The sequence below is a fragment of the Enterobacter sp. T2 genome (genome assembly GCF_010692925.1).
GTDB classification, from domain to species: Bacteria; Pseudomonadota; Gammaproteobacteria; order Enterobacterales; family Enterobacteriaceae; genus Enterobacter; species Enterobacter kobei.
This window is the reverse complement of record NZ_CP048736.1, coordinates 2,846,306-2,870,284: the sequence shown is the minus strand read 5'-3', so window position 1 is coordinate 2,870,284 and position 23,979 is coordinate 2,846,306. Positions and strand designations below refer to the sequence as shown.

Here is a 23,979-nt window from a genome sequence, read left to right as displayed (position 1 = left end):
CTGCGTAACCTGAGGGTCTGTTCTAGCGCAGATCCATCTTCACCGTGACGTTTCCTTCGAAGCTCCCCGGTGCGGGCGTGGCATCCGTAGTACTGACGGGAACCGCCTGTATTTTAACGCTGCCGTTTCCCTGCTCGTCCAGGTTTACTGGAAATGCATAAGTCCCATCCAGCGCCACGTTCTGGCTATTTTCGTCGTACACCCGCACGCCCAGATCGTCCCTTTCAAGCAGCTTAGCAATGTAGGGCGTACTGCTATCCACTATGCCCTGGTCGGCCGTCAGGGTGAGCTTTATCCGGTCATTATTACCAACGGCGTTATCGTCACAGTGGTAGTTAATATCGACGCTTTTTAGGGCATAGCCCTGAGGCGGCTGCCCTTTGCGGGTAAACTGTTTACTGACGATGCTGCCAAACTGGACTTCAATCGTGCTGCCTGCGTTGATGGTGCAGCTCAGCGGTGCAGAAAGGGTGCCGCCAAACCAGATATCAGAGACGTGTTCTGCCTGAGTGGCGTCGCAGCTTCCACCGGTGCCAATATAAAGGCAGGCGTAGTTTTGGGCGATGAGCGTCGCCGGGATCACCTCTTCACCCAGTATCGGTTTTTTTATGTGCAGCAGCACGGCCACGACGTTCCAGCGAAACTTGCGTTTCGATGCGGCACCACCGTCAGGCCGGGAGTCATTGCTGCATACGTCGCTTTCTTCTTCTGTTTTAGACAGGCTCGATTCGAGCACGGTAAGCATATTTCCCCGCGGGGTCGGGTACTCATTGATCGGGATTGGGGTGAGCGAGCTGCCGTCCGGGGAGTTAATCGCATCCGCATAGCCAGTAATGTGGGCATCAATTTTATCCGTAAGATAGCCAGTACCGCTGGTGCCGGGGTTAAGGGGGCTGCCAGCCAGGGTTTTTTCGTAGACGGTGCTTGACGAAAACATGTTTCCCGGGCACGTGCAGTTTGCTTCCAGGTCGGCACCTGCGCCGACCAGGTGACCCGGAATATCATAATCGTTGTTTGCAACGTTTTCTGTCGATGTAAATTCATGATGGTAATCAATGGAATACGTCTGTGGGGCTCCGAAACAATTTTTGAGTACCGTGACGGCGCCGAAAGACCCCGTCGATACCAGCATCAGCGTGCTGGTCAGAGAAACCGTAAGGGTTCGTCTTTTCATTTTAGTGAGCATAAGCTGTTTCCTGCTGACAAAGCGCGCGGGTTGAACGGATACCGTTAGGGCTCTCCGTGTATCCCTCTGCCTGCTGTAAAATATGGGCGACGCACTGTTGGTCTGGCGCTTTTCCCCATTTCACTGTGAGCTGTGTGGGCTCGCCGACGCCGGCCAGGTATACCGTGCTGGTATCGTCCACGATGCCGCTCAGGTCCGCGTTCGCGCTGGTGACGATTGCGCCAAAGGGGACGCGTTGATTGCCGGGGCGGGTTAATGCGATCAGCATCCGATAACCAACGTGCGCATCGAACCGGCTTTCAACGGCGGCATTACGTGAAGGGATCACCCGGATTGACGTATCGCTGCTCTCCACGTTTTCGGGCAGGCTTGCGGTGTCGATACGAATCGTATTTTCCTGATACGGCGTCAGGGACGGGATAACGGCGTTACCCAGCCAGTCTGTCTGAATACCCTGCTGGTTCTGGAAGCGTACACCGGAGGCGCCGTTGGCATTGACAATGGCAAACTGGCTCCCTAACGGCTGCGCCAGCGTAACGCCGCGCGGGTGTGCAACAATGGCCCCGCTGATCCCGTAGTTCATTTGCTCCGCGCTGCCGGAAGAGGCGTAATAACCGGCATTCAGGTTGGCGTATTGAGAACGATAGGTACCATATACGCTGCTGGTATCCTCCCCATCGTGATTAGAATGACTTTGCTGCAGCGAATAGCTTAAACGTTCGTCGTCCAGCAGCGTTCCGTTGACGCCGATATTGTGTCGGGTGTAGCCATTTTTGGTGTTGCTGATGTTATAGCTACTCCACGCGCGGGGGAGCCAGCGAGTTAGCGGCACGCTAAAGCCGAAGGAGACCATCCGGTCGGCCTCCTCGTCGTTCGTTTTACTGTAGGTATATGCCAGGTGATAACTCACCCCAGACAGAACGGTATTAAAACCTAACGACAGGCTGCGTTCTTTTTTCGACGTCCCCCAGTAGTCCTGCTGGTAGCCGTTAAGATAGAGACTGACGCCAGCGAGGTTCTGGCTGATACTGGCCTGAACGCGGTTGCGTTTGTTATAGCGGAAGAGCAAATCATTATCGTGTCCGTCCTGCTTCTGATTAGCGTCAGCAAAGCTGTAATACCCGCGACTCGAGTAGCGATAACTGCCAAGCGTGAAATTGGTATCGGTGGCGTCAATTTTCCCCGAATAGAGTACGCGCCAGGAGTGGCCGACATGCTTGCTGCCGTCGTCAAGCGTGGTATCGGCGGCGGTGACGTCTGTAGAGAGCGAACCCAGCGGCCCCAGCGCGATGCCAGCGCCCGTATTGAGGGCATTATAGTCTTGCGAAAGGGTTAGCCCGCCAAACCAGGTCAGCAGATTGTTGACACCGTAGATGACGCTTCCCTGAAGGAAGTCGGGCTCCTTTTGGTCACTCCCGCTGTCTGCGCGATAACGGCCCGCCGTCAATTCATACTTCATGTGTCCCGGGCGCTGCATAATGGCGATGCTTGAGTAGGGTTGAGTAAAGTGATGTTCGGTGCCGTCGGCTTCTTTCACCGTCACTTCCAGGTCGCCGCTGTTGGTGGTGGAGTAAAGGTCGTTGATCTCAAACGCCCCGGGGGCTACGTTCTGCTGGTAGATGAGATATCCGTTCTGGCGCACCGAGACGACCGCATTCGAGCTGGCGACGCCGCGAATGACCGGTGCATAGCCGCGTTGGCTATAGGGCAACATTTCTTCGTCCGTGGCGAGATTGACGCCCCGATACTGCAGGCTGTCGAACACTTCGCCGCGCGTGCTGCTCTCGCCCGCGGTGAACTGCGCTCTCAGCGCGTCGATGTCGTGCTGCAGGAACGTGTTGATGTTATCCCACTGTGAATCGCCGTCCGATTTGCTCCACGTTGAGTAGTTTCGAAGACGCCAGCCGCCCAGGTTCGCCCCGGTACGCAAATTCAGATAGCGGCTGTCTGTGCTGTCCTCGCGATCTTCTTTGCTTTGCGAGCCCGACAGCGAATAATCGCTGAACAGGACGGGAACACCATCGTCCCAGCGCGAGGGATCGATAAAATCGCGACCGTTATCAGCCAGCGCGGCCTGGGGGATGCTCAACCTAAGCGTCATTGTTGAGAAATCAAGCTCTGCAGACGCCTGTGGAATATAGTTATCCAGCGACTCTGGGAGCGTTTCCTCCGCCGGACGCTTCAGCAACGGAGGATAACGGTCGATATTAATGCCCCAGGCGCGCAGCATCGCGGGGCTCAATTGGGGGATCAGGCGCCCGTCAGATCTGCTGACGTAGCGAATGTTGGCATCCTTCAGCCTGCGATCGTTGATTGTGATGACGGAAGAGTAGGTGCCGGGCAACTGGGCATTCGATTTTGTAAAAAGCGAGAGGTCGATATCCTGCTGCGTCAGCATGTCCCCTTCGAGTGAGGAAGGGGAAAAGAGATACTCCCGGGCATCTGCGGAAAAAATCATTATCATCAGGGTACTCGCCAGACAGCGGGTAACCGAATTCAGCCGAAAGGTTCCCCCAACAGGCAAGAAATTACGTCCTGCAATCATTCTGTCGTTTATCCCCTGGTCAGATGGAACGTGTATTTTTCGGAGGCATTGCCGTAATCGGTAATGCACCGCCAACTGACGTCATTCGCCGGTGCAGCGTCTGGAAGAGGGATATCAACGCGTGATGCTGGCCCCACCATATCGGCGCTTTCGAGCTTCTGCGAGCCTAGCGAGAGAGAGTCAAAAACGGTGTAAAACGCACTGTCGTTTATCACCGTCAGCTGCTGACCCTGGCGAACGAAGCGCAGATTCTTGCAGGACTCGCCTGGCGTCCCGTTGAGCCCCACGGGACGCCAGAACAGCTTCAGTCGCGTTTTGTAGATGAGTCGTAGCACGTTTTTATTGGCATCCTCTGCGGCGGTTGCGGGCACCGTGCGGACATTCAAATAAAACAGCGACTCTTTTTCTTTCGGTAACGGGCTGCCGTTCCAGGTGATTCGCAGGCTTTGCTCTTTTTGAGGATCGAGTCGAAAGAGGGGGGGCGTGACAATAAAGGGCCCACGCGTTTTGCCATCGCCAGTGTCTGTCCAGGTCTGGATCAGCCAGGGCAATTCTTTTTCACTGTTCGTAAGCGGCAGGGCAACTTCCTTTTTTGCAGCATCGTAAATTATGCGGGTGCGGCCGATTTGTATTCCCGCGGCGTGACAAAACGAACTTGTTATGACGGGAAGGCATAATAAAAACAGCAGGGATGTGCGCACGGGAAACCCTTATTGGAGCAGGTTGAAATAATGATAATAGTCCGCTTTCGGACTATTATCGGAGCATGACGCATTACGTGTCATTATCTAATCAGTGGCATGCTGAATATTAGATAAACAGGTATTAACGGTATAAAATATTCACCGTCATATCCGCATCGGCAGGGCCAGCGGTCACCGTTGCGGCAAATGACTTATAGCGGGCGTTAAAGTCGGCTTTAATGGTATCGGTAGTACGGGTGGCCAGTTGAATATAAACCTGTCCTTCTGCCCCATCCATGGTGATAAGTTGAGTGTCTTTTCCCGCCGGGCTAACGGCGACGCCGATACCGGTAGCGGCGGTCTCACCGGTGGTGGTGATTTTGCTGACATCCAGCAGCGTAGAGGTATTGGTCAGGGTCGTCGTACCGTTAAAGGTGAGCTGTACTGCCGGCAGCCCATCGCTCTTTACCGGGCAGTTTGCGAGCGTAATCGAGAACGGGGTCAGGGAAGATTCAGTTCCGACCGCCTTAAAAAGAGATTTAGGGTACGTCCCCAGAGGGACCGTACTGTCCGTGCCGCTATCACCCTGAATGGTGCAGCTCGGTTCAATAATTTCTCCCGTAAAGTGGACCGTCCCCGCATTCATTTCGGCAGCAAAACTGCCCATCGAAATGGCCGCAAGTACTGCGCCAGCCATAAAGTTATTTTTGAAATCCATCTGCAAAAACTCCTGAGTTTAAAAACACGTTAGGTATTCAATTTAATATTTTGGCTCAATTGACACCGTGCAGAAGTATAGCGGGTAATTTCCTTCAAGTAATTGCGGGTCAAGATTAATATTAATTATTATAACCGTCATGAAAAATATTTTAATACTGGAGAAAAACCATCATTGATATAAATCAATTATAATTTTTTCGATTTAATATTATCCATAAGTATATTTTGATCAAAAAATAAACGTATTTTGATGATGAAACAGGCCAACTCAGTTTTTAAAAATTTTATATTTATTTTTATTAAAAACACTTTTAAAAAATAATCAGTATTAAAAAGTGATTGCCAAACCTGAGTTGTGCGTTTTTTGAACGGCAAACAGCCTCGCTACAGCGTTTAATCGTTAAAGTGGTTAACAGGGCATGATTATAGGGGTTTATCTACCCATTGGCGATAACCTCCCGTGGCAAGATAACCGTGACGTAATGGGCTGAGCATGCACTGTGGCAGAAGAGAACGACGACAAAACGGAAGCCCCCACACCCCACCGACTTGAAAAAGCGCGTGAGGAAGGGCAGATCCCCCGATCCCGAGAATTGACCTCCCTGCTGATCCTTGTCGTAGGGGTGTGCATTATCTGGTGGGGTGGGGAGTCGCTCGCCCGCAAGCTGGCGGGAATGCTCTCAACTGGCTTACGTTTTGACCACTGTATGGTCAATGACCCGAATCTGATCCTCAGCCAGATTATTCAGTTAATAAAAGGGGCCATGGTTGCGCTGCTGCCCTTAATTACCGGCGTGGTGCTGGTGGCGCTGGTCTCTCCAGTCATGCTGGGCGGTCTGGTGTTTAGCGGAAAATCACTGCAGCCCAAATTTTCGAAGCTGAACCCACTGCCGGGCATTGCGAAAATGTTTTCGGCGCAGACCGGGGCCGAGCTGCTCAAGGCTATTCTCAAATCGGTGCTGATGGGCAGTTCTGCCGGGTTCTTCCTCTGGTATCACTGGCCCGAAATGATGCGCCTCATCAGCGAGTCGCCCCTTACTGCCATGAGTAACGCCCTGAATCTGGTTGGGCTCTGCGCGCTGCTGGTGGTGCTCAGCATTATCCCGATGGTCGGTTTTGACGTTATCTTCCAGCTTTATAGCCATTTCAAGAAACTGCGGATGTCACGTCAGGATATCCGTGACGAATATAAGCAGATGGAAGGTGACCCGCACGTTAAAGGGCGTATCCGTCAGATGCAGCGTGCTGCCGCTCGTCGGCGCATGATGGAGGATGTGCCGAAGGCAGATGTCATCGTCACCAACCCGACACACTATTCCGTTGCCTTGCGCTACGACGAAAACAAGATGAGCGCGCCGAAAGTGGTGGCGAAAGGGGCGGGGCTGATCGCACTTCGTATCCGGGAAATTGGCACCGAAAACCGCGTGCCGATCCTGGAAGCTCCACCGCTGGCGCGTGCCTTATATCGCCATGCGGAAATCGGACAACAGATCCCGGGACAACTCTACGCCGCGGTGGCGGAAGTGCTGGCCTGGGTATGGCAGTTGAAACGCTGGCGTCTGGCCGGGGGTCAACGGCCTGTGAAACCTGAGAACCTTCCGGTGCCTGCCGCGCTGGATTTTATGAACGAGAAGGACACTGATGGCTAATCTGGTGGCAATGTTGCGCCTGCCCGGCAACCTGAAATCGACCCAATGGCAGATCCTCGCCGGGCCGATTCTCATACTGTTAATTTTGTCGATGATGGTTCTGCCGCTCCCGGCATTCATCCTCGATCTGCTGTTCACGTTTAATATTGCGCTCTCCATTATGGTGCTGCTGGTGGCGATGTTCACTCAGCGGACCCTGGAGTTTGCCGCATTCCCGACCATTCTGCTGTTTACCACTCTGCTGCGACTGGCGCTGAACGTGGCGTCCACGCGTATCATTCTGATGGAAGGACACACCGGCGCGGCAGCAGCAGGTAAAGTGGTGGAGGCCTTCGGCCACTTCCTGGTCGGCGGTAATTTCGCTATCGGTATCGTGGTGTTCGTTATCCTCGTGATCATCAACTTTATGGTTATCACCAAAGGTGCCGGACGTATTGCGGAAGTGGGCGCCCGTTTTGTGCTGGACGGGATGCCGGGCAAGCAGATGGCGATCGACGCCGATCTGAATGCCGGGTTAATCGCGGAAGATGAAGCCAAAAAACGCCGTGCGGAAGTCACTCAGGAAGCGGACTTCTACGGATCCATGGACGGTGCGAGTAAGTTTGTGCGCGGTGATGCCATCGCGGGCATTCTGATCATGGTGATTAACGTGGTGGGCGGCCTTCTGGTGGGGGTATTGCAGCACGGCATGGACATGGGCCACGCGGCGGAAAGCTACACGCTGCTGACTATTGGAGATGGTCTGGTCGCGCAGATCCCGGCGCTGGTCATCTCCACGGCGGCGGGCGTGATTGTCACCCGCGTGAGTACCGATCAGGACGTTGGCGAGCAGATGGTTGGCCAGCTCTTCAGTAACCCGCGCGTAATGCTGCTGGCCGCTGCCGTTCTGGGTTTGCTTGGTCTGGTACCGGGCATGCCAAACCTCGTCTTCCTACTGTTCACTGCGGGTCTGCTGGGCCTTGCCTGGTGGATGCGTGGCCGTGAAACCCAACCGGCGGCGGATCCGGTTCCGGTGAAAATGCCGGAGAATACTCAGGCCGTCGAGGCGACGTGGAACGACGTGCAGCTGGAAGATTCCCTGGGAATGGAAGTGGGGTATCGCCTGATCCCGATGGTGGATTTTCAGCAGGATGGCGAGCTGCTTGGCCGTATCCGCAGTATCCGTAAAAAATTCGCTCAGGATATGGGCTTCCTGCCGCCGGTGGTTCACATCCGTGACAATATGGATCTGCCGCCTGCGCGCTACCGTATTCTGATGAAAGGGGTTGAAATTGGCAGCGGCGATGCCTACCCGGGGCGCTGGCTGGCCATTAACCCTGGCACCGCGGCAGGCACGCTGCCGGGCGAGCAAACCGTCGATCCGGCCTTTGGTCTGGCGGCCATCTGGATTGAAAGTGCGCTGAAAGAGCAGGCGCAAATCCAGGGGTATACGGTAGTCGAAGCCAGTACCGTGGTGGCAACCCATCTTAATCATCTGATTGGGCAATTCTCGGCAGAGCTGTTTGGTCGTCAGGAAGCGCAGCAGCTTCTCGACCGCGTGACGCAGGAGATGCCGAAGCTCACGGAAGATCTGGTCCCGGGCGTGCTGACGTTAACCACGCTGCACAAGGTGCTGCAAAACCTGCTCGAGGAAAAAGTGCCGATTCGCGATATGCGAACCATTCTGGAAACCCTAGCCGAGCATGCGCCGCTGCAAAGCGATCCGCACGAGCTGACGGCGGTGGTGCGCGTGGCGCTGGGGCGCGCAATCACGCAGCAGTGGTTCCCGGGAACCGGAGAAGTGCAGGTGATTGGCCTCGACACGCCGCTTGAACGTCTGCTGCTGCAGGCTCTGCAGGGCGGGGGCGGCCTGGAGCCAGGTCTGGCGGATCGCCTGCTGGAGCAGACCCAGGAGGCGCTGGCACGTCAGGAGATGCTGGGGGCGCCACCGGTGCTGCTGGTCAACCATGCGCTGCGTCCGCTGCTGTCGCGCTTCCTGCGTCGCAGCCTGAACCAGCTGGTGGTGCTGTCGAATATGGAGTTATCGGATAACCGTCATATCCGCATGACGGCGACGATTGGAGGAAAATAATGGCTAAATGGCTTTGGATTATGTTCTTCCCGCTGGCGGCACAGGCGGCCGGGGAAGGCGCCTGGCAGGCAAGCAGCATGGGCGTGACCCTGAGCAACCGGGGTGTCGCCATGTCTTCTACTCCGCTGTCGCCCTCTGAAGCGGTTGCCGGTCTGATGGGGATGGTGGTCTGGAATTACAAACTGATTGGCCCAACGCCAGCCGGACTGCGGGTGCGGCTCTGCTCCCAGAGTCGCTGTACGGAAATCGACGGAGAGAATGGCACGACGCAGGCGTTCAACGGCGTGCCCGCCATTGAACCTTTGCGTTTTATCTGGGAAGTGCCGGGCGGGGGACGTTTGATCCCGGCGCTAAAAGTGCAGAGCAATTCTGTCATTGTAAACTACCGCTAACTGCCCGCTTTTTCACCAGCCATCAGGGAATACTGATGGCTGGCTCGCAAAACTGACCTCACCTTTTGATGAAAAAGAAACGCTGTTTTATAAATCAGTGACACGCGTGACGATACTCTTTGCATTTTTGCCATTCACCCCCTGCGTGATGGCAGAAACAGAAAGGTATCAGGAAGTCGATGCCTTTACTGTAGCCGTGTAAAAGCTCCCGGACGAGGTTTGCTTACAGGGAGTCTCCCAACATTGATTAGGGTTGACGGCAATGAAAACACGTAAAATTGGACTCGCAAATTATCTTGCATACGGGTCAGGTGATTTCCTCGGGGCGGGTACCACCGCCCTGACGGCGGCCTGGCTTTTGTATTTTTACACCACCTTCTGTGGACTCACACCGATTGAAGCAACGTTCATTTTTGCCGCGGCACGGGTGCTGGATGCCGTTGTCAGTCCGTTAATGGGGTTTTTGACGGACAACTTCGGTACGACCTGGCTCGGAAAGCGCTTTGGTCGCCGTAAATTCTTTATTCTGCTGGGGATCCCGTGCGTGTTCAGCTACTCGCTGATGTGGGTGGGGGACATGAATTTCTGGTATTACCTGCTGACTTATCTGGTGTTTGATATTGTCTACACCATGATTCTGGTGCCGTACGAGACGCTGGTGCCGGAAATGACCGATGACTTCAAACAGAAAACCAAGTTCTCCGGGGCGCGTATCTCCATGGCGCAGATGTCCGCCATTCTGGCCTCCTTTCTGCCCGGGATATTGCTCACGCATTTCGGTAAAGACAATGCGGTCTCCTTCTTCTATTCAAGCCTGGTTTTCTCCGTTCTGTGCGCCCTGATGCTCATTTTCGTCTGGTGCTTTACCTGGGAACGTCCGCGTGAGGAATGGTCCGAAGCGGCGCTGCGGGCTGAAGAAGAGAAGAAGAAGCTGACGCTGGGCCAGAGCCTCAATCGTCTGTTCGTGGAATTGAGTTCTACGCTGCGAATTAAAATTTTCCGCCAGCATCTGGGGATGTATCTCGGCGGCTACATTGCGCAGGATGTATTTAACGCGGTCTTCACCTACTACGTGGTGTTTGTGCTGATGCAGGAAGCCTCAATGGCCTCTAACCTGCTCGGTACGATGGCCATCTTCCAGTTTCTCGCCGTGCTCGGGATGATCCCGCTGTGCATTCGCTTTGGTCCTGCGCCGTCCTACCGCATGGTGGTGTTACTGTTTGGCCTGGCCTCTCTTTCTTACGCCGTCCTCTATTATGCCGGGCTGAGCGACATCTATTCTCTGCTGCTGCTGGTTTCTGCCATTGCCGGTCTTGGCCGCGGCGGTATCAACTACGTGCCGTGGAATACCTATACCTACATCGCTGATGTGGACGAAGTGATCACCGGTCAGCGCCGCGAAGGGATCTTCGCCGGCATCATGACCCTCACCCGTAAAGCCTCTCAGGCCGGTGCGGTGATGCTGGTGGGCATCGTGATGCAGATGTCCGGCTTTGTCAGCGGTCAGAAAGTACAGCCTGCGGAAGTGAGCCATACCATTTTGATGATCCTGAGTGTGGGCACCCTCCTGGTGCTGTTCTGCGGATTCCTCGTTTCTCTGCGCTTCAGACTGAATTTACAGACCCACAGCACGCTGCGCGAGGAGACCGCGAAAATGCGTGCGTGGGGTCATGCGATACCGGAATCAGCGACGCCGCACGCCCGCGCCACTGTCGAGATGCTGGCCGGTATGCCGTATGCGTCACTGTGGGGTAATAACAACATCGGTTATCTGAATCGCAATAAGCCAGCCGCACCTTCGCTGAAGGATCGTGAAGTACTGAATTCGACATACAACAGAGGTTAAGATGATGAAAGTTTGGCCTGTCAAACATAGCCCGTTATTGCGTCAACCTGAACGCTTTATTGCCAGAGATGAGCTGAAAGCACTGATTCAAAAGGTGACGCATAACCTGGTCAATATCCACGACAAGACGGGTGAGTTTTTGCTGCGGCTGGACGACGGGCGCGTGATCGACACCAAAGGCTGGGCCGGATGGGAATGGACGCACGGCGTTGGTTTGTACGGTATCTGGCAGTATTACTGCCAGACCGGTGACGCAGGCATGCGCGACATTATCGACAGCTGGTTTGCTGACCGTTTTGCTGAAGGTGCCACCACCAAAAACGTCAATACGATGTCGCCGTTCCTGACGCTGGCCTGTCGTTATGAAGAGACCAAAAACTCGGCCTGGCTGCCGTGGCTGGAAAGCTGGGCGGAATGGGCGATGACCGAGATGCCGCGCACCGATCACGGTGGCATGCAGCACATCACCCTGGCGGAAGAGAATCATCAGCAGATGTGGGATGACACGCTGATGATGACGGTGTTGCCGCTGGCGAAAATCGGCAAACTGCTCAACAAACCGGAGTACGTTGAAGAGGCGGTGTATCAGTTCCTGCTGCACGTGCAGAACCTGATGGACCGGGAGACGGGCCTGTGGTTCCACGGCTGGAGTTACGACGGCAACCATAACTTTGCTCATGCCCGCTGGGCGAGGGGCAACAGCTGGCTCACCATCGTGATTCCGGATTTCCTCGAACTGATTGATTTGCCGGAAAACAACGCCGTGCGCCGTTATCTGGTGCAGGTATTGAATGCGCAAATTGCCGCGCTGGCAAAGTGTCAGGACGAGAGCGGCTTGTGGCATACCCTGCTGGACGATCCGGGCTCGTACCTGGAGGCGTCCGCGACGGCCGGGTTTGCCTACGGGATCCTGAAAGCGGTGCGTAAGCGCTATGTTGCGCCTGCGTATGCTGACGTTGCTGAAAAAGCGATTCGCGGCATCGTGAAAAATATCTCGCCGGAAGGGGAGTTATTGCAAACCTCGTTCGGCACGGGGATGGGCAGTGACCAGGCGTTTTATCGCCAAATCCCGCTGACGTCGATGCCCTACGGACAGGCCATGGCGATTCTGTGTCTGACGGAGTATTTGCGGAAGTATTTCTGATAATAAAAAACCCGGCGGCTGCCGGGTTTTTTGTATTACATACGCTCTACGGTTTCGATACCCAGGGTATCCAGACCCAGCTTCAGGGTCTTCGCCGTCAGCTGCGCCAGCTTCAGGCGGCTGTTGCGGACCGATTCATTTTCCGCAGACAGAATAGGGCAGTGCTCGTAGAAGCCGGAGAACAGACCCGCCAGATCGTACAGGTAAGCGCACATAACGTGCGGCGTACCGTCACGGGCGACAACCGTCAGCGTCTCTTCAAACTGCAGCAGACGCGCCGCCAGCTGGGCTTCACGATCTTCCGTGATGGTCACGGTCGCATTCGCCAGCACGTTTTCATCAATGTTCGCCTTACGGAACACCGAGAGCACGCGGGTGTAAGCATATTGCATGTAAGGCGCCGTGTTGCCTTCAAACGCCAGCATGTTATCCCAGTCGAAGATATAGTCGGTGGTACGGTTTTTAGAGAGATCCGCGTATTTCACCGCGCCGATACCGACGGCGTTAGCCAGTTTTTCCAGCTCGTCGGCAGGCATGTCCGGGTTCTTCTCTGCCACCAGACGACGGGCGCGCTCCAGCGCTTCATCCAGCAGGTCAGACAGCTTCACGGTACCACCCGCACGGGTTTTGAACGGCTTGCCGTCTTTACCGAGCATCATGCCGAACATGTGGTGTTCCAGCGGAACGCAATCCGGTACGTAACCGGCTTTACGCACGATAGTCCAGGCCTGCATCAGGTGCTGGTGCTGACGGGAGTCGATGTAGTACAGCACACGGTCAGCATGCAGGGTTTCGTAACGGTACTTCGCGCAGGCGATATCGGTGGTGGTGTAGAGATAGCCGCCATCCTTTTTCTGGATGATCACGCCCATCGGTTCACCTTCCTTGTTTTTGTACTCATCAAGGAACACGACCGTTGCACCTTCGCTCTCAACCGCCAGGTTTTTCGCTTTCAGGTCCGCCACAATGCCCGGCAGCATTGGGTTATAAAGGCTCTCACCCATCACATCATCACGGGTCAGGGTCACGTTCAGACGGTTATAGGTAAGCTGGTTCTGGGACATGGTGATGTCCACCAGCTTGCGCCACATCTCGAGGAAGTATTGATCCCCGCCCTGCAGCTTGACGACGTAGCTGCGCGCGCGCTCGGCAAAGGTTTCGTCTTCGTCGTAATGCTTTTTCGCTTCGCGGTAGAACCCTTCCAGGTCCGCCAGCGCCATTTCGCCCGCGTTTTCCTGCTGCTGTTTTTCCAGGTAAGCAATCAGCATGCCGAACTGGGTACCCCAGTCGCCAACGTGGTTTGCGCGGATTACCTTGTGACCGAGAAACTCAAGCGTGCGCACCGCGGCATCACCAATGATGGTGGAACGCAGGTGGCCAACGTGCATCTCTTTCGCCACGTTCGGGGCAGAGTAGTCGATCACCACCGTCTGCGCTTGTGGTCGGGAGACACCCAGACGGTCTGATTTCAGCGCCGCGTCAACGTGGCTTGCCAGGAATGCAGGCTCCAGGAAAATGTTGATAAAGCCCGGGCCAGCGATTTCGGTTTTGCTGGCGATACCGGTGAGATCCAGATGCGTCAATACCTGCTCAGCGAGCTGTCGCGGCGGCATGCCCAGTTTTTTAGCCACTGCCATCACGCCATTAGCCTGATAGTCGCCAAACTGTACTTTTGCTGACTGACGAACCTGTGGTTCGCAATCCGCAGGCGCACCTGCGGCAATCAGTGCCTGACTGACTTTTTCGGAGAGAAGAGCCTGAATATTCACCTGGATACCTTACGTTTTTGATGCGGGCCTACAACCGCCCGCGCCAGTTAAAGAATTTAGGGCGGGAGTATACTGCAAATGCCTTCTGCCGTCAGCATTGCGGGGCCCGAAGATTGCTCAGAATCCAGCCAGAGAAGAGGTGCATAAACATGCAGTCGTAAAAACCGCGATTCAGAGGTTGGTCGAAACAGGGCAACAGAGTAAATTAGCGGCTTTGCGACATGAAAAGAGACTGACGTATGGCGAACTGGCAATCCATTGACGAACTGCATGATATTTCCGCAGATTTACCGCGCTTCACCCAGGCGTTCACAGAACTTGCCACCCGTCTTGGTCTGGATATCGCGCCGCTTGAGGCCGATCACATCTCTTTGCGCTGCCATCAAAATGCGACTGCCGAGCGCTGGCGTCGCGGGTTTGAACAGTGTGGTGAGTTGCTTTCTGAGAACATGATTAATGGTCGTCCCATTTGTCTGTTCAAACTGCATGAACCGGTCTGCGTGGCGCACTGGCAATTCACCGTTGTAGAACTGCCATGGCCGGGTGAAAAACGTTACCCGCACGAAGGCTGGGAGCATATCGAAATCGTCCTGCCGGGTGAGCCGGAAACGTTGAACGCGCGCGCGCTGGCCCTGCTCTCAGACGAGGGCTTAAGCCAGCCGGGCATTTTTGTGAAGACAAGTTCGCCCAAAGGCGAGCGTGAGCGTCTGCCTAATCCGACGCTGGCCGTGACTGACGGGCAGGTGACGGTGAAATTTCATCCGTGGACCATTGAGCAGATCGTTGCCAGCGAAGCCTGAGAGTTGTGACTCGTCGCTGAGACCCAAAACAAGAGGCGTGCCATGATGGCGCGTTAAGCCGATTTTAAGGAGGAGTCGATGGCGCTGCTGGAGATTTGTTGTTATAGCGTGGAGTGTGCCGTCACCGCGCAACGGAAAGGGGCCGATCGCATTGAACTGTGCGCCGCCCCGAAAGAAGGAGGGTTAACGCCCTCATACGGCGTGCTGACGTCGGCCCGTAAGGCCGTCACCCTTCCGGTACACCCCATTATTCGTCCTCGCGGCGGTGATTTTTGTTATACGTCGGGTGAGTTCAGTGCCATGCTTGAAGATATCGCCCTTGTTCGTGACCTCGGGTTCCCCGGGCTGGTGACCGGCCTGCTGGATGAAGACGGTGAGGTCGATCTGCCGCGTATGCGTCAGGTGATGGACGCCGCAAAAGGAATGGCCGTGACGTTTCATCGTGCGTTTGATATGTGCAAAAACCCACTGCAAGCGTTTGATACCCTTGCCGAACTGGGTGTGGCGCGCGTTCTGACATCAGGGCAACAGTCTTCTGCTGAAAAAGGTCTGCAATTAATTATGGAACTAAAAGCCCATTCCGGTGTTCCAATAATAATGGCGGGTGCGGGAGTCCGTGCCGGCAATCTGGAACGGTTTTTAAACGCCGGGGTGGAAGAGCTTCACAGCTCTGCGGGGAAATGGATACCTTCACCCATGCGTTATCGCAATACAGGGCTGTCAATGTCGACGGATGCTGAAGCGGATGAGTATTCACGCTACGGTGTAGATGGAGAGTCGGTTGCGGAAATGAAGTCGCTGATTGAGCGCTATCACGTGTAGCAACGTACCGATTTTTACCGCGCATCATGTCGCCCAATATGATGCTTGCTTGTACCAGGCCCCTGCAAATTACACAGGGGCCTTTTTTTCTCCTTCATATTTCAAGCCGCAGCCGCGTTGGCCGCCTCGCTCACCCCGGTCACTTACTGATGTAAGCTCCCGGGGATTCGCTGCGTTGCCGCCTTGCTGCAACTTGAACTATTTTGGAGAAAACGTGCGACGCGTAGGCCGGGTAAGGCGTAGCCGTCACCCAGCTAAAGGGTTACGGCTTCGTCGCGATCAATACCGCACGCATCGGCGCCGGATAGCCTTCGATGGTTTTGCTGTGGTCGGCCGGGTCAAGGAACTGCTCCAGCGACTCGGTGATCATCCAGTCGGTGCGGCGCTGCTCCTCGAGTGACGTCACGCTGACATCGGCAATCCGCACATCCACAAAACCGCACTTCTCCAGCCAGTTCTTCAATGCCAGCGCGGACGGGATAAAGTAGACGTTACGCATCTGGGCGTAGCGATCGCCCGGCACCAGAACAGCATGTTCGTCACCTTCGATCACCAGCGTTTCCAGTACCAGTTCGCCGCCGCTGACCAGCTGATCTTTCAACTGCCACAGATGTTCAAGCGGGGAGCGACGATGATAGAGCACGCCCATGGAAAATACGGTATCAAACGCTTTCAGGGCAGGAAGTTGCTCAATTCCCAGCGGCAGCAGGTGGGCGCGCTGGTCGTTGCCCAGCAGTTTACGCACTGCTTCAAACTGGCAAAGGAACAGCTGCATTGGGTCGATACCGACTGCCAGATGCACGCCTGCGCCAATCATGCGCCACATGTGGTAACCGCTGCCGCAGCCCACGTCCAGAATAGTGCGCCCGGTCAGGTCAGACAGATGAGGCAGAACGCGATCCCATTTCCAGTCGGAGCGCCATTCGGTGTTGATGTTCACCCCGTAGAGCGAGAAAGGCCCTTTGCGCCACGGCATCAGGTTACGCATCAGCGTTTCGATGCGGTTGATCTGCCCGGCCGGGAGCGGTGCTTCGCTTTCTGCGGTGACGCTGTGAAGCAGGTCCAGACGATGCGGGGTCAGCTCTGGCAGATACTCCACCGCATTTGACCACTGCTTTAACAGGCCGTGCTGCTGATCGCGCTGCCAGGCGGCAATCTGCGCGGGCAGAGTTTCCAGCCAGTGAGACAGATGGTTTTTAGCTATCAGCTGATAGAAATTACTGAACTCAATCATGCTGCATCTCCGGCTTTTAGCGCCACCAGTGAGCCAAAGTTAAAGCACTGGAACCACAGTTCGCTATGCTCAAATCCGGCTTTGCGCAGGCGTGCTTTGTGGGTTTCTACGGAGTCTGTCAGCATCACGTTTTCCAGCATGCTGCGCTTCTGGCTGATCTCCAGCTCGCTGTAACCGTTCGCACGTTTAAAATCGTGGTGCATATTGAACAGCAGTTCGCCAACGTCGGCATCCTCAAAGCTGAATTTCTCGGAAAGCACCAGCGCGCCGCCGGGATTTAGCCCCTGGTAAATTTTGTCCAGCAGCAGCTGACGGTCTTCAGGCACCAGGAACTGCAGGGTAAAATTCAGGATGACCATCGACGCGTTGTGAATTTCAATCTCACGAATATCGCCTTCGACGACGTCCACCGGTACAGGGGCTTTATACGCATCAATATGGCGACGGCAGCGTTCTACCATCGCCGGGGAGTTGTCGACGGCAATGATTCGGCAATCTTCATGATGAACGTTACGACGTACCGACAGCGTTGCCGCGCCGAGCGAGCAGCCCAGGTCATAGACCTGCGTGCCGGGTTGAACGAAGCGCTCAGCCAGCATACCGATCATAGAGATAATATTGGAATAACCGGGAACAGAGCGCTGGATCATATCCGGGAAGACTTCGGCTACCCGTTCATCGAAGGTCCAGTCGCCCAGGCTGGCGATAGGCGCGGAAAAAAGCGTGTCGCGATCTGACATAACGTAAAAATCCGGGAAAAATAAAGTGGCGTATTGTGCGCTAATGGAGGGAGAAAACCAACTCCCACGGCATATACCAAAGGTTAGCCAGCACCATCAGCAAAAGCGAACACCAGGTCGCGCTCATGCCGGAACGACGCCAGCGGAATAAGCGGTGGTGAAAGCCATAATAATGCATTAGCCGGCCAGCAATCAGAAGCAGGCCACAGACGTGAACCATCCAGGTTTCTGCGCCATTCATCTCCATAAACAGCAGTAAAATCAAGGCGACGGGGATGTATTCGACCGCATTACCGTGAATGCGGATAGCGCTTTGCAGTTCCGAAAAACCGCCGTCACCATAAGAAACGCGGTACTGCATTCTCAGACGCACAACATCAAATGAAAACTTAATCAGCAGTAATGCACCTAACACCGCATACAGCGCGCTGACCATACAAACTCCCTGTTTTTGGCAGATGGCACTTCACTATGATAGGGGGTGATATCAGAAAAGAGAAGATTGTTGTGGAATGGAGGGGGCGTTGCCCACGGCGGGAACCGCGGCCTGCAAGGCCTGCCAGAGAGCATCGACCAGTTCGGGTGCCTGCGCAATATCCGGTGTGTGCAAAAAGAGATAGGGCGTAGTGGTTTGCTCCCACTTTGCTAATTTTTGCAGCCAGACGGCGAACATCGCCTGATTTTGCTGCATGTTGTCGCTACCGATGAACCTGACCATCGGGTTTTGCGCGGTGACGATGGCGTGGACCGGCACTTTCGGTTTTTTGCGTTGTGCATCCACAATCGCTTCACTGTGCGGGATTGCACTGTGGACGGGGCGACTGTCAAGAATGACACGGTTGACCGCACGTTCCAGCAGGCCGCGGTTGAGCGCTATTTCTGCTTCACCTTTGGCAAAAAATTCAGCATGCCTGACCTCCACGCCGTAGGTAAACTCGCGGGGCAGGCTATCCAGAAACTGCCACAGGGCAGGCAGATCGCGAGGGCCGAACGTGGCGGGAAGCTGGAGCCAGTATTGCCCAATCCGGTTCGCCAGTGGCGACATGCGCGAAAAGAATTCTTCGGTTAAATCCCCGCAGTTGCGCAGCGCGGCGTTGTGGGAGATGGTCGCCGGAAACTTAAAGCAGAACCGGAAATCGTCGGTCGTTTGCTCCCGCCAGCGTTCAACAATCTCCGCTTTAGGCAGCGCGTAGAGGGTCGTGTTGCCCTCGACACAGTTGAAGTGTCGGGCATATTCTTCCAGGCCGGTGATGCCCAGGCGCACCCATTTCGGGTGCGACCACTGGGGTAACCCCACATACATCATAGCGCGCTGAGGATCTCGTCCGTGTTGCGCACGCGTCCGATACGCGGGAAGATATGGGTCATGCTGCCCTGATGCTGTTCCGCGGAAGCCGCGCTGCAGGCATCTTCTGCAATGACCAGGTTAAAGCCCAGCTCCCAGGCGTTACGGGCGGTAGACTCCACGCCGATGTTGGTGGAAATGCCGCACAGGATAAGGGTGTCGATACCACGACGGCGGAGCTGCAGTTCCAGATCGGTTCCGTAGAATGCGCCCCATTGACGTTTGGTCACTTCGATATCGCTGTCGCGTTTGCCTAGCGACACCGGATACGTCCACCAGTTTTCCGGCAGGGCATGGGCGGGCGCCTGTGCATCAACGGGCTGTTTTAACGCCTCGGCGAAATCAGCGGACCAGCCGACGCGCACCATGACTACAGGGGCACCGCTGGCACGGCATTTTTCCGCCAGACGAGCGGCGCGGCTAACCACATCATCCGCAGCGTGCGGGCCACCGGCAAAGGGCAGGATCCCTTCCTGTAAATCAATCACCACAAGCGCGGTTTTGCTGGCATCCAGTGTTAACATCGTTACTCCCGTTAAATGAATCACTTCCGTAACACCATACGACGTGATGACCTGTAATGGGTCGGATAATTTTGTTAATTTTTGTGAGAATGCGCAATAAGAGTGCAGCAAACGACCGTCAGGCCGTGGTTCGCTCTTATCGTCCGGCGGAATTTCCAGTATAATAGCCGCCTTTTTTCATCCAGTTGTGACATACAGAAAGCTGCGACATAGTAGCCTGCATTCCAGGCGACATTTAGCCTGCGGCTAATTAAGGGATATCTCATGCGTACAGAATATTGCGGGCAGCTGCGTCAGTCCCACGTCGGACAGCAGGTCACCCTGTGTGGTTGGGTCAACCGTCGTCGTGATCTTGGTAGCCTTATTTTCATCGATATGCGCGACCGTGAAGGTATCGTTCAGGTGTTCTTCGACCCGGATCGTGCGGATGCGTTGAAGCTGGCTTCTGAGCTGCGTAATGAGTTCTGCATTCAGGTCACCGGTACCGTGCGTGCGCGTGACGAGAAAAACGTCAACGCAGACATGGCGACGGGTGCCATTGAAGTGCTGGCGTCCGATCTGGTTATCATTAACCGTGCTGAAGCGCTGCCGCTGGACTCCAACCACGTCAACACGGAAGAAGCGCGTCTGAAATACCGCTACCTGGATCTGCGTCGTCCGGAGATGGCCCAGCGCCTGAAAACCCGTGCGAAAATCACCAGCCTCGTGCGCCGTTTCATGGATGACCACGGTTTCCTCGATATCGAAACCCCGATGCTGACCAAAGCCACACCGGAAGGTGCGCGCGATTATCTGGTCCCATCCCGCGTACATAAAGGCAAATTCTACGCGCTGCCACAGTCTCCACAGCTGTTCAAACAGCTGCTGATGATGTCCGGTTTCGATCGCTACTATCAGATCGTCAAATGTTTCCGCGACGAAGACCTGCGTGCTGACCGTCAGCCAGAATTCACCCAGATCGATGTGGAAACCTCCTTCATGACCGCCGAGCAGGTGCGTGAAGTGATGGAAGCGCTGGTGCGTAGCCTGTGGAATGACGTGAAAGGCGTCGAGCTGGGCGATTTCCCGATCATGACCTTCGCCGAAGCCGAGCGTCGTTACGGTTCCGACAAACCAGACCTGCGTAACCCGATGGAGCTGGTGGATGTTGCAGACCTGGTGAAATCCGTTGAGTTCGCGGTATTCGCCGGCCCGGCTAACGATCCGAAAGGCCGTGTTGCAGCCCTGCGCGTACCGGGCGGTGCGGCACTGAGCCGTAAGCAGATCGACGACTACGGCAACTTCATTAAGATCTACGGCGCGAAAGGTCTGGCCTATATTAAAGTAACCGAGCGTGCGAAAGGTCTGGAAGGGATCACCAGCCCGGTTGCGAAGTTCCTGAATGCGGACATCGTGGAAGCGATCCTTGAGCGCACCGGCGCGCAGGATGGCGACATGATCTTCTTCGGCGCAGACAACAAGAAAGTGGTTGCCGATGCGATGGGCGCGTTGCGTCTGAAGCTGGGCAAAGACCTCAGCCTGACCGACGAAACCAAATGGGCACCGCTGTGGGTTATCGACTTCCCGATGTTTGAAGACGACGGTGAAGGCGGCTTGACCGCGATGCACCACCCGTTCACCTCGCCAAAAGACATGACGGCGGCAGAGCTGAAAGCGTCTCCGGAAGATGCGGTGGCAAACGCCTACGACATGGTGATCAACGGCTACGAAGTGGGCGGGGGTTCCGTGCGTATTCACAGCGGCGAAATGCAGCAGACCGTGTTCGGCATCCTGGGCATTAACGAACAGGAGCAGCGCGAGAAATTTGGCTTCCTGCTGGACGCCCTGAAATACGGTACACCGCCACACGCAGGTCTGGCTTTCGGTCTTGACCGTCTGACCATGCTGCTGACCGGCACCGATAACATTCGTGATGTTATTGCCTTCCCGAAAACCACTGCCGCAGCGTGTCTGATGACCGAAGCGCCAAGCTTTGCTAACCCGACTGCACTGGCTGAGCTGGGCATTGAGGTGGTGAAGAAGGAAGAGAAAAACTGATATGACATACAAGCTTCCCGTTTCTGTCTTAGTTGTCATTTATGCCCAGGACACGAAGCGGGTGCTAATGTTGCAGCGGCGCGACGATCCTGATTTCTGGCAGTCGGTTACCGGCAGCCTGGAAGAGGGGGAAACCGCGCCGCAGGCCGCCGCGCGTGAAGTAAAGGAAGAGGTCACCATTGATGTTGTTCGCGAGCAACTGACCCTGAAGGACTGTCAGCGCACGGTGGAGTTTGAAATTTTTAGCCATTTACGTCATCGCTACGCGCCGGGTATTGAGCGCAATACGGAATCGTGGTTCTGTCTCGCGCTCCCCCATGAGCGGGAGATCGTGTTTACCGAACACCTGAACTACCGCTGGGTGGATGCGACGGATGCCGCCGCACTGACCAAGTCGTGGAGCAACCGGCAGGCGATTGAAGAATTTGTAATTAACGCTGCCTGAGAAGGCGCGATTTTTGGAGAACTTTTTATGGCAGGTCATAGTAAGTGGGCCAACACCAAACACCGTAAAGCGGCACAGGATGCCAAACGCGGTAAGATCTTTACCAAAATCATTCGTGAGCTGGTGACAGCGGCACGTCTGGGCGGCGGCGATCCGGCCTCTAACCCGCGTCTGCGCGCGGCGGTGGACAAAGCGCTGTCTAACAACATGACGCGTGACACCCTGAACCGTGCCATCGCACGTGGTGTAGGCGGTGATGAAGACGCGAACATGGAAACCATCATTTATGAAGGTTACGGCCCTGGCGGTACTGCCGTAATGGTTGAGTGTTTGTCCGACAACCGTAACCGTACCGTTGCGGAAGTGCGCCATGCATTCACTAAAACCGGCGGCAACCTGGGTACCGACGGTTCCGTTTCTTACCTGTTCAGCAAAAAAGGCGTCATCTCCTTCGAGAAAGGCGACGAAGATGTGATCATGGAAGCCGCCCTGGAAGCCGGTGCGGAAGACGTGGTGACCTACGATGATGGCGCAATTGACGTTTACACCGCGTGGGAAGAGATGGGCGCCGTGCGCGATGCACTCGAAGCCGCGGGTCTGAAAGCGGACAACGCTGAAGTCTCCATGATCCCGTCCACCAAAGCGGACATGGATGCGGAAACTGCACCAAAACTGCTGCGTCTGATCGACATGCTCGAAGACTGCGACGACGTGCAGGAAGTGTATCACAACGGTGAAATCTCTGATGAGGTTGCAGCGACTCTCTGATGAGAGCGTATAAGCCGTTTACGGGAGACGCGTGATGTCGATTATCCTTGGGATTGACCCCGGCTCGCGCGTCACCGGTTATGGCGTTATCCGCCAGGTGGGACGCCAGCTAACCTACCTCGGCAGCGGCTGTATTCGCACCAAAGTGGACGATCTGCCGTCGCGCCTGAAGCTGATTTATGCGGGCGTGTCGGAAATCATCACCCAGTTTCAGCCTGATTTTTTTGCCATTGAGCAGGTCTTTATGGCAAAAAACGCCGATTCGGCGCTAAAGCTGGGGCAGGCGCGCGGCGTGGCGATTGTTGCCGCCGTGAACCAGGATCTTCCGGTGTTCGAATATGCCGCACGTCAGGTAAAGCAGACGGTGGTGGGGATAGGTAGCGCGGAGAAAAGCCAGGTGCAGCATATGGTGCGTACCTTGCTGAAGCTTCCCGCGAACCCGCAGGCCGATGCCGCCGATGCGCTGGCCATTGCGATTACCCACTGTCACGTCAGCCAGAACGCGATGCAAATGAGTGAATCGCGGCTCAATCTGGCGCGAGGCAGGTTACGATAAAGAGAAATCAGGCTGGATAAACATCCAGCCTTTTTTTATTATGTCGCCAGTCAAACATTTTCCAGAACGCAGGAGCGTCACGTGATAGGCAGACTCAGAGGCATCATCATTGAAAAACAACCCCCGTTAGTGCTGCTGGAAGTGGGTGGCGTGGGCTATGAAGTCCACATGCCAATGACCTGCTTCTATGAGCTGCCGGACGCGGGTAAAGAGGCGATTGTCTTTACACAGTTCGTGGTGCGTGAAGATGCTCAGTTGCTTTACGGCTTCAACAACAAGCAGGAACGTACTCTGTTCCGCGAGCTGATTAAAACCAACGGCGTGGGGCCGAAGCTGGCGCTGGCGATTTTGTCCGGTATGTCTGCTCCGCAGTTCGTGAATGCCGTTGAGCGCGAAGATCCTGCGGCGCTGATTAAACTCCCGGGGATTGGTAAGAAAACCGCCGAGCGTCTGATTGTTGAGATGAAAGACCGCTTTAAAGGTCTGCATGGCGATCTGTTCACCCCGGCGACCGATCTGGTTCTGACGTCACCGGGGGCGCCGTCAACAGATGATGACGCTGAGCAGGAAGCGGTTGCCGCGCTGGTGGCGCTGGGCTATAAACCTCAGGAGGCCAGTCGGATGGTAAGCAAAATTGCCAAACCGGATGCCAGCAGTGAAACCCTGATTCGTGAAGCGCTGCGCGCTGCATTGTGAGGTAAAG

22 protein-coding genes are annotated in these 23,979 nt (G+C 55.4%); 12 read left to right on the top strand and 10 right to left on the bottom strand.

Features of this window, described 5'->3' with window-relative positions; translation table 11 throughout:
* Nucleotides 1–22: 22 nt before the first annotated feature.
* From G0034_RS13715 to G0034_RS13700, 4 genes are all read right to left on the bottom strand, one after another.
* A complete protein-coding gene (locus G0034_RS13715; protein ID WP_014884339.1) occupies nt 23–1,186 on the bottom strand; it encodes a fimbrial protein in 1,164 nt (387 codons plus the stop codon).
* On the bottom strand, nt 1,176–3,650 hold the full coding sequence (locus G0034_RS13710) for a fimbria/pilus outer membrane usher protein (RefSeq protein WP_179120967.1): 2,475 nt from the start codon (nt 3,648–3,650) through the stop codon (nt 1,176–1,178). Before G0034_RS13710 ends, G0034_RS13715 begins: the two co-directional genes overlap by 11 nt.
* Nucleotides 3,651–3,739: 89 nt before the next feature.
* Entirely contained in the window at nt 3,740–4,432 is a 693-nt protein-coding gene (locus G0034_RS13705) for a fimbrial biogenesis chaperone (protein WP_179120966.1), read from the bottom strand.
* 124 nt (nt 4,433–4,556) lie between these two features.
* On the bottom strand, nt 4,557–5,132 hold the full coding sequence (locus tag G0034_RS13700; protein ID WP_014884336.1) for a fimbrial protein: 576 nt from the start codon (nt 5,130–5,132) through the stop codon (nt 4,557–4,559).
* A gap of 502 nt (nt 5,133–5,634) precedes the next feature.
* On the opposite strand from G0034_RS13700, the gene flhB reads away from it, so the two are divergent.
* From flhB to bglB, 5 genes are all read left to right on the top strand, one after another.
* On the top strand, nt 5,635–6,783 hold the full coding sequence (gene flhB / locus G0034_RS13695; RefSeq protein ID WP_179120965.1) for a flagellar biosynthesis protein FlhB: 1,149 nt from the start codon (nt 5,635–5,637) through the stop codon (nt 6,781–6,783).
* Nucleotides 6,776–8,854: a flagellar biosynthesis protein FlhA gene (gene flhA / locus G0034_RS13690; RefSeq protein ID WP_014884334.1), complete on the top strand. Its 2,079-nt coding sequence runs from the start codon at nt 6,776–6,778 to the stop codon at nt 8,852–8,854. The genes flhB and flhA overlap by 8 nt, the downstream gene beginning before the upstream one ends.
* Nucleotides 8,854–9,246, top strand: a complete 393-nt coding sequence (gene flhE / locus G0034_RS13685; RefSeq protein WP_045268906.1) for a flagellar protein FlhE — start codon at nt 8,854–8,856, stop codon at nt 9,244–9,246. Before flhA ends, flhE begins: the two co-directional genes overlap by 1 nt.
* Nucleotides 9,247–9,508: 262 nt before the next feature.
* Nucleotides 9,509–11,092, top strand: a complete 1,584-nt coding sequence (locus tag G0034_RS13680; RefSeq protein WP_045268905.1) for an MFS transporter — start codon at nt 9,509–9,511, stop codon at nt 11,090–11,092.
* 4 nt (nt 11,093–11,096) lie between these two features.
* A complete protein-coding gene (bglB, locus tag G0034_RS13675; RefSeq protein WP_045268917.1) occupies nt 11,097–12,236 on the top strand; it encodes a beta-galactosidase BglB in 1,140 nt (379 codons plus the stop codon).
* A gap of 35 nt (nt 12,237–12,271) precedes the next feature.
* Here bglB and argS read toward each other — a convergent pair whose 3' ends face one another.
* Entirely contained in the window at nt 12,272–14,005 is a 1,734-nt protein-coding gene (argS, locus tag G0034_RS13670; RefSeq protein ID WP_023330729.1) for an arginine--tRNA ligase, read from the bottom strand.
* Nucleotides 14,006–14,244: 239 nt separating this feature from the next.
* On the opposite strand from argS, the gene G0034_RS13665 reads away from it, so the two are divergent.
* Both G0034_RS13665 and cutC read left to right on the top strand, forming a co-directional pair.
* Nucleotides 14,245–14,805, top strand: a complete 561-nt coding sequence (locus G0034_RS13665) for a VOC family protein (RefSeq protein WP_014884329.1) — start codon at nt 14,245–14,247, stop codon at nt 14,803–14,805.
* Between the two features lie 78 nt (nt 14,806–14,883).
* Nucleotides 14,884–15,627 (top strand): copper homeostasis protein CutC, encoded by a 744-nt coding sequence (gene cutC, locus G0034_RS13660; protein ID WP_045268904.1) that lies wholly within the window; start codon nt 14,884–14,886, stop codon nt 15,625–15,627.
* Between the two features lie 262 nt (nt 15,628–15,889).
* On the opposite strand, the gene cmoB is transcribed toward cutC, so the two are convergent.
* From cmoB to G0034_RS13635, 5 genes are read right to left on the bottom strand one after another with little or no spacing between them, the layout of a single operon-like run.
* The gene (gene cmoB, locus G0034_RS13655; RefSeq protein ID WP_045268903.1) at nt 15,890–16,861 is read right to left on the bottom strand and encodes a tRNA 5-methoxyuridine(34)/uridine 5-oxyacetic acid(34) synthase CmoB; all 972 of its coding nucleotides are present in this window, start codon (nt 16,859–16,861) and stop codon (nt 15,890–15,892) included.
* Nucleotides 16,858–17,601, bottom strand: a complete 744-nt coding sequence (cmoA, locus tag G0034_RS13650; protein ID WP_014884326.1) for a carboxy-S-adenosyl-L-methionine synthase CmoA — start codon at nt 17,599–17,601, stop codon at nt 16,858–16,860. The genes cmoB and cmoA overlap by 4 nt, the downstream gene beginning before the upstream one ends.
* A gap of 40 nt (nt 17,602–17,641) precedes the next feature.
* Complete coding sequence (locus G0034_RS13645; protein ID WP_014884325.1) at nt 17,642–18,037, bottom strand: MAPEG family protein; 396 nt, start codon at nt 18,035–18,037, stop codon at nt 17,642–17,644.
* Between the two features lie 51 nt (nt 18,038–18,088).
* Nucleotides 18,089–18,907: a DUF72 domain-containing protein gene (locus G0034_RS13640; RefSeq protein ID WP_045268902.1), complete on the bottom strand. Its 819-nt coding sequence runs from the start codon at nt 18,905–18,907 to the stop codon at nt 18,089–18,091.
* The gene (locus G0034_RS13635; RefSeq protein WP_045268901.1) at nt 18,904–19,470 is read right to left on the bottom strand and encodes a hydrolase; all 567 of its coding nucleotides are present in this window, start codon (nt 19,468–19,470) and stop codon (nt 18,904–18,906) included. Before G0034_RS13635 ends, G0034_RS13640 begins: the two co-directional genes overlap by 4 nt.
* Before the next feature lie 264 nt (nt 19,471–19,734).
* On the opposite strand from G0034_RS13635, the gene aspS reads away from it, so the two are divergent.
* The 5 genes from aspS (at nt 19,735) to ruvA (ending at nt 23,972) form a co-directional block, all read left to right on the top strand.
* Nucleotides 19,735–21,507, top strand: coding sequence for an aspartate--tRNA ligase (gene aspS, locus G0034_RS13630; protein ID WP_014884322.1), 1,773 nt, complete (start codon nt 19,735–19,737; stop codon nt 21,505–21,507).
* Nucleotide 21,508: 1 nt separating this feature from the next.
* Nucleotides 21,509–21,952 (top strand): dihydroneopterin triphosphate diphosphatase, encoded by a 444-nt coding sequence (gene nudB / locus G0034_RS13625; RefSeq protein ID WP_047625630.1) that lies wholly within the window; start codon nt 21,509–21,511, stop codon nt 21,950–21,952.
* 27 nt (nt 21,953–21,979) lie between these two features.
* Complete coding sequence (locus G0034_RS13620; RefSeq protein WP_014884320.1) at nt 21,980–22,720, top strand: YebC/PmpR family DNA-binding transcriptional regulator; 741 nt, start codon at nt 21,980–21,982, stop codon at nt 22,718–22,720.
* 34 nt (nt 22,721–22,754) lie between these two features.
* Nucleotides 22,755–23,276 carry a crossover junction endodeoxyribonuclease RuvC gene (gene ruvC, locus G0034_RS13615; protein WP_014884319.1) on the top strand — a complete coding sequence of 174 codons (522 nt, stop codon included), beginning with the start codon at nt 22,755–22,757 and terminating at the stop codon, nt 23,274–23,276.
* Between the two features lie 81 nt (nt 23,277–23,357).
* On the top strand, nt 23,358–23,972 hold the full coding sequence (gene ruvA, locus G0034_RS13610) for a Holliday junction branch migration protein RuvA (RefSeq protein ID WP_023330723.1): 615 nt from the start codon (nt 23,358–23,360) through the stop codon (nt 23,970–23,972).
* Nucleotides 23,973–23,979 lie beyond the last annotated feature (7 nt).

Coding starts and splice junctions, on each gene's coding strand:
- G0034_RS13620 (WP_014884320.1), top strand. CDS start 21,980: ATGGCAGGTCATAGTAAGTGGGCCAACACCAAACACCGTAAAGCGGCA.
- G0034_RS13715 (WP_014884339.1), bottom strand. CDS start 1,186: ATGCTCACTAAAATGAAAAGACGAACCCTTACGGTTTCTCTGACCAGC.
- G0034_RS13635 (WP_045268901.1), bottom strand. CDS start 19,470: ATGTTAACACTGGATGCCAGCAAAACCGCGCTTGTGGTGATTGATTTA.
- G0034_RS13700 (WP_014884336.1), bottom strand. CDS start 5,132: ATGGATTTCAAAAATAACTTTATGGCTGGCGCAGTACTTGCGGCCATT.
- aspS (WP_014884322.1), top strand. CDS start 19,735: ATGCGTACAGAATATTGCGGGCAGCTGCGTCAGTCCCACGTCGGACAG.
- flhE (WP_045268906.1), top strand. CDS start 8,854: ATGGCTAAATGGCTTTGGATTATGTTCTTCCCGCTGGCGGCACAGGCG.
- G0034_RS13640 (WP_045268902.1), bottom strand. CDS start 18,907: ATGATGTATGTGGGGTTACCCCAGTGGTCGCACCCGAAATGGGTGCGC.
- ruvC (WP_014884319.1), top strand. CDS start 22,755: ATGTCGATTATCCTTGGGATTGACCCCGGCTCGCGCGTCACCGGTTAT.
- cutC (WP_045268904.1), top strand. CDS start 14,884: ATGGCGCTGCTGGAGATTTGTTGTTATAGCGTGGAGTGTGCCGTCACC.
- cmoA (WP_014884326.1), bottom strand. CDS start 17,601: ATGTCAGATCGCGACACGCTTTTTTCCGCGCCTATCGCCAGCCTGGGC.
- bglB (WP_045268917.1), top strand. CDS start 11,097: ATGAAAGTTTGGCCTGTCAAACATAGCCCGTTATTGCGTCAACCTGAA.
- nudB (WP_047625630.1), top strand. CDS start 21,509: ATGACATACAAGCTTCCCGTTTCTGTCTTAGTTGTCATTTATGCCCAG.
- cmoB (WP_045268903.1), bottom strand. CDS start 16,861: ATGATTGAGTTCAGTAATTTCTATCAGCTGATAGCTAAAAACCATCTG.
- G0034_RS13710 (WP_179120967.1), bottom strand. CDS start 3,650: ATGATAATGATTTTTTCCGCAGATGCCCGGGAGTATCTCTTTTCCCCT.
- G0034_RS13680 (WP_045268905.1), top strand. CDS start 9,509: ATGAAAACACGTAAAATTGGACTCGCAAATTATCTTGCATACGGGTCA.
- G0034_RS13665 (WP_014884329.1), top strand. CDS start 14,245: ATGGCGAACTGGCAATCCATTGACGAACTGCATGATATTTCCGCAGAT.
- flhA (WP_014884334.1), top strand. CDS start 6,776: ATGGCTAATCTGGTGGCAATGTTGCGCCTGCCCGGCAACCTGAAATCG.
- G0034_RS13645 (WP_014884325.1), bottom strand. CDS start 18,037: ATGGTCAGCGCGCTGTATGCGGTGTTAGGTGCATTACTGCTGATTAAG.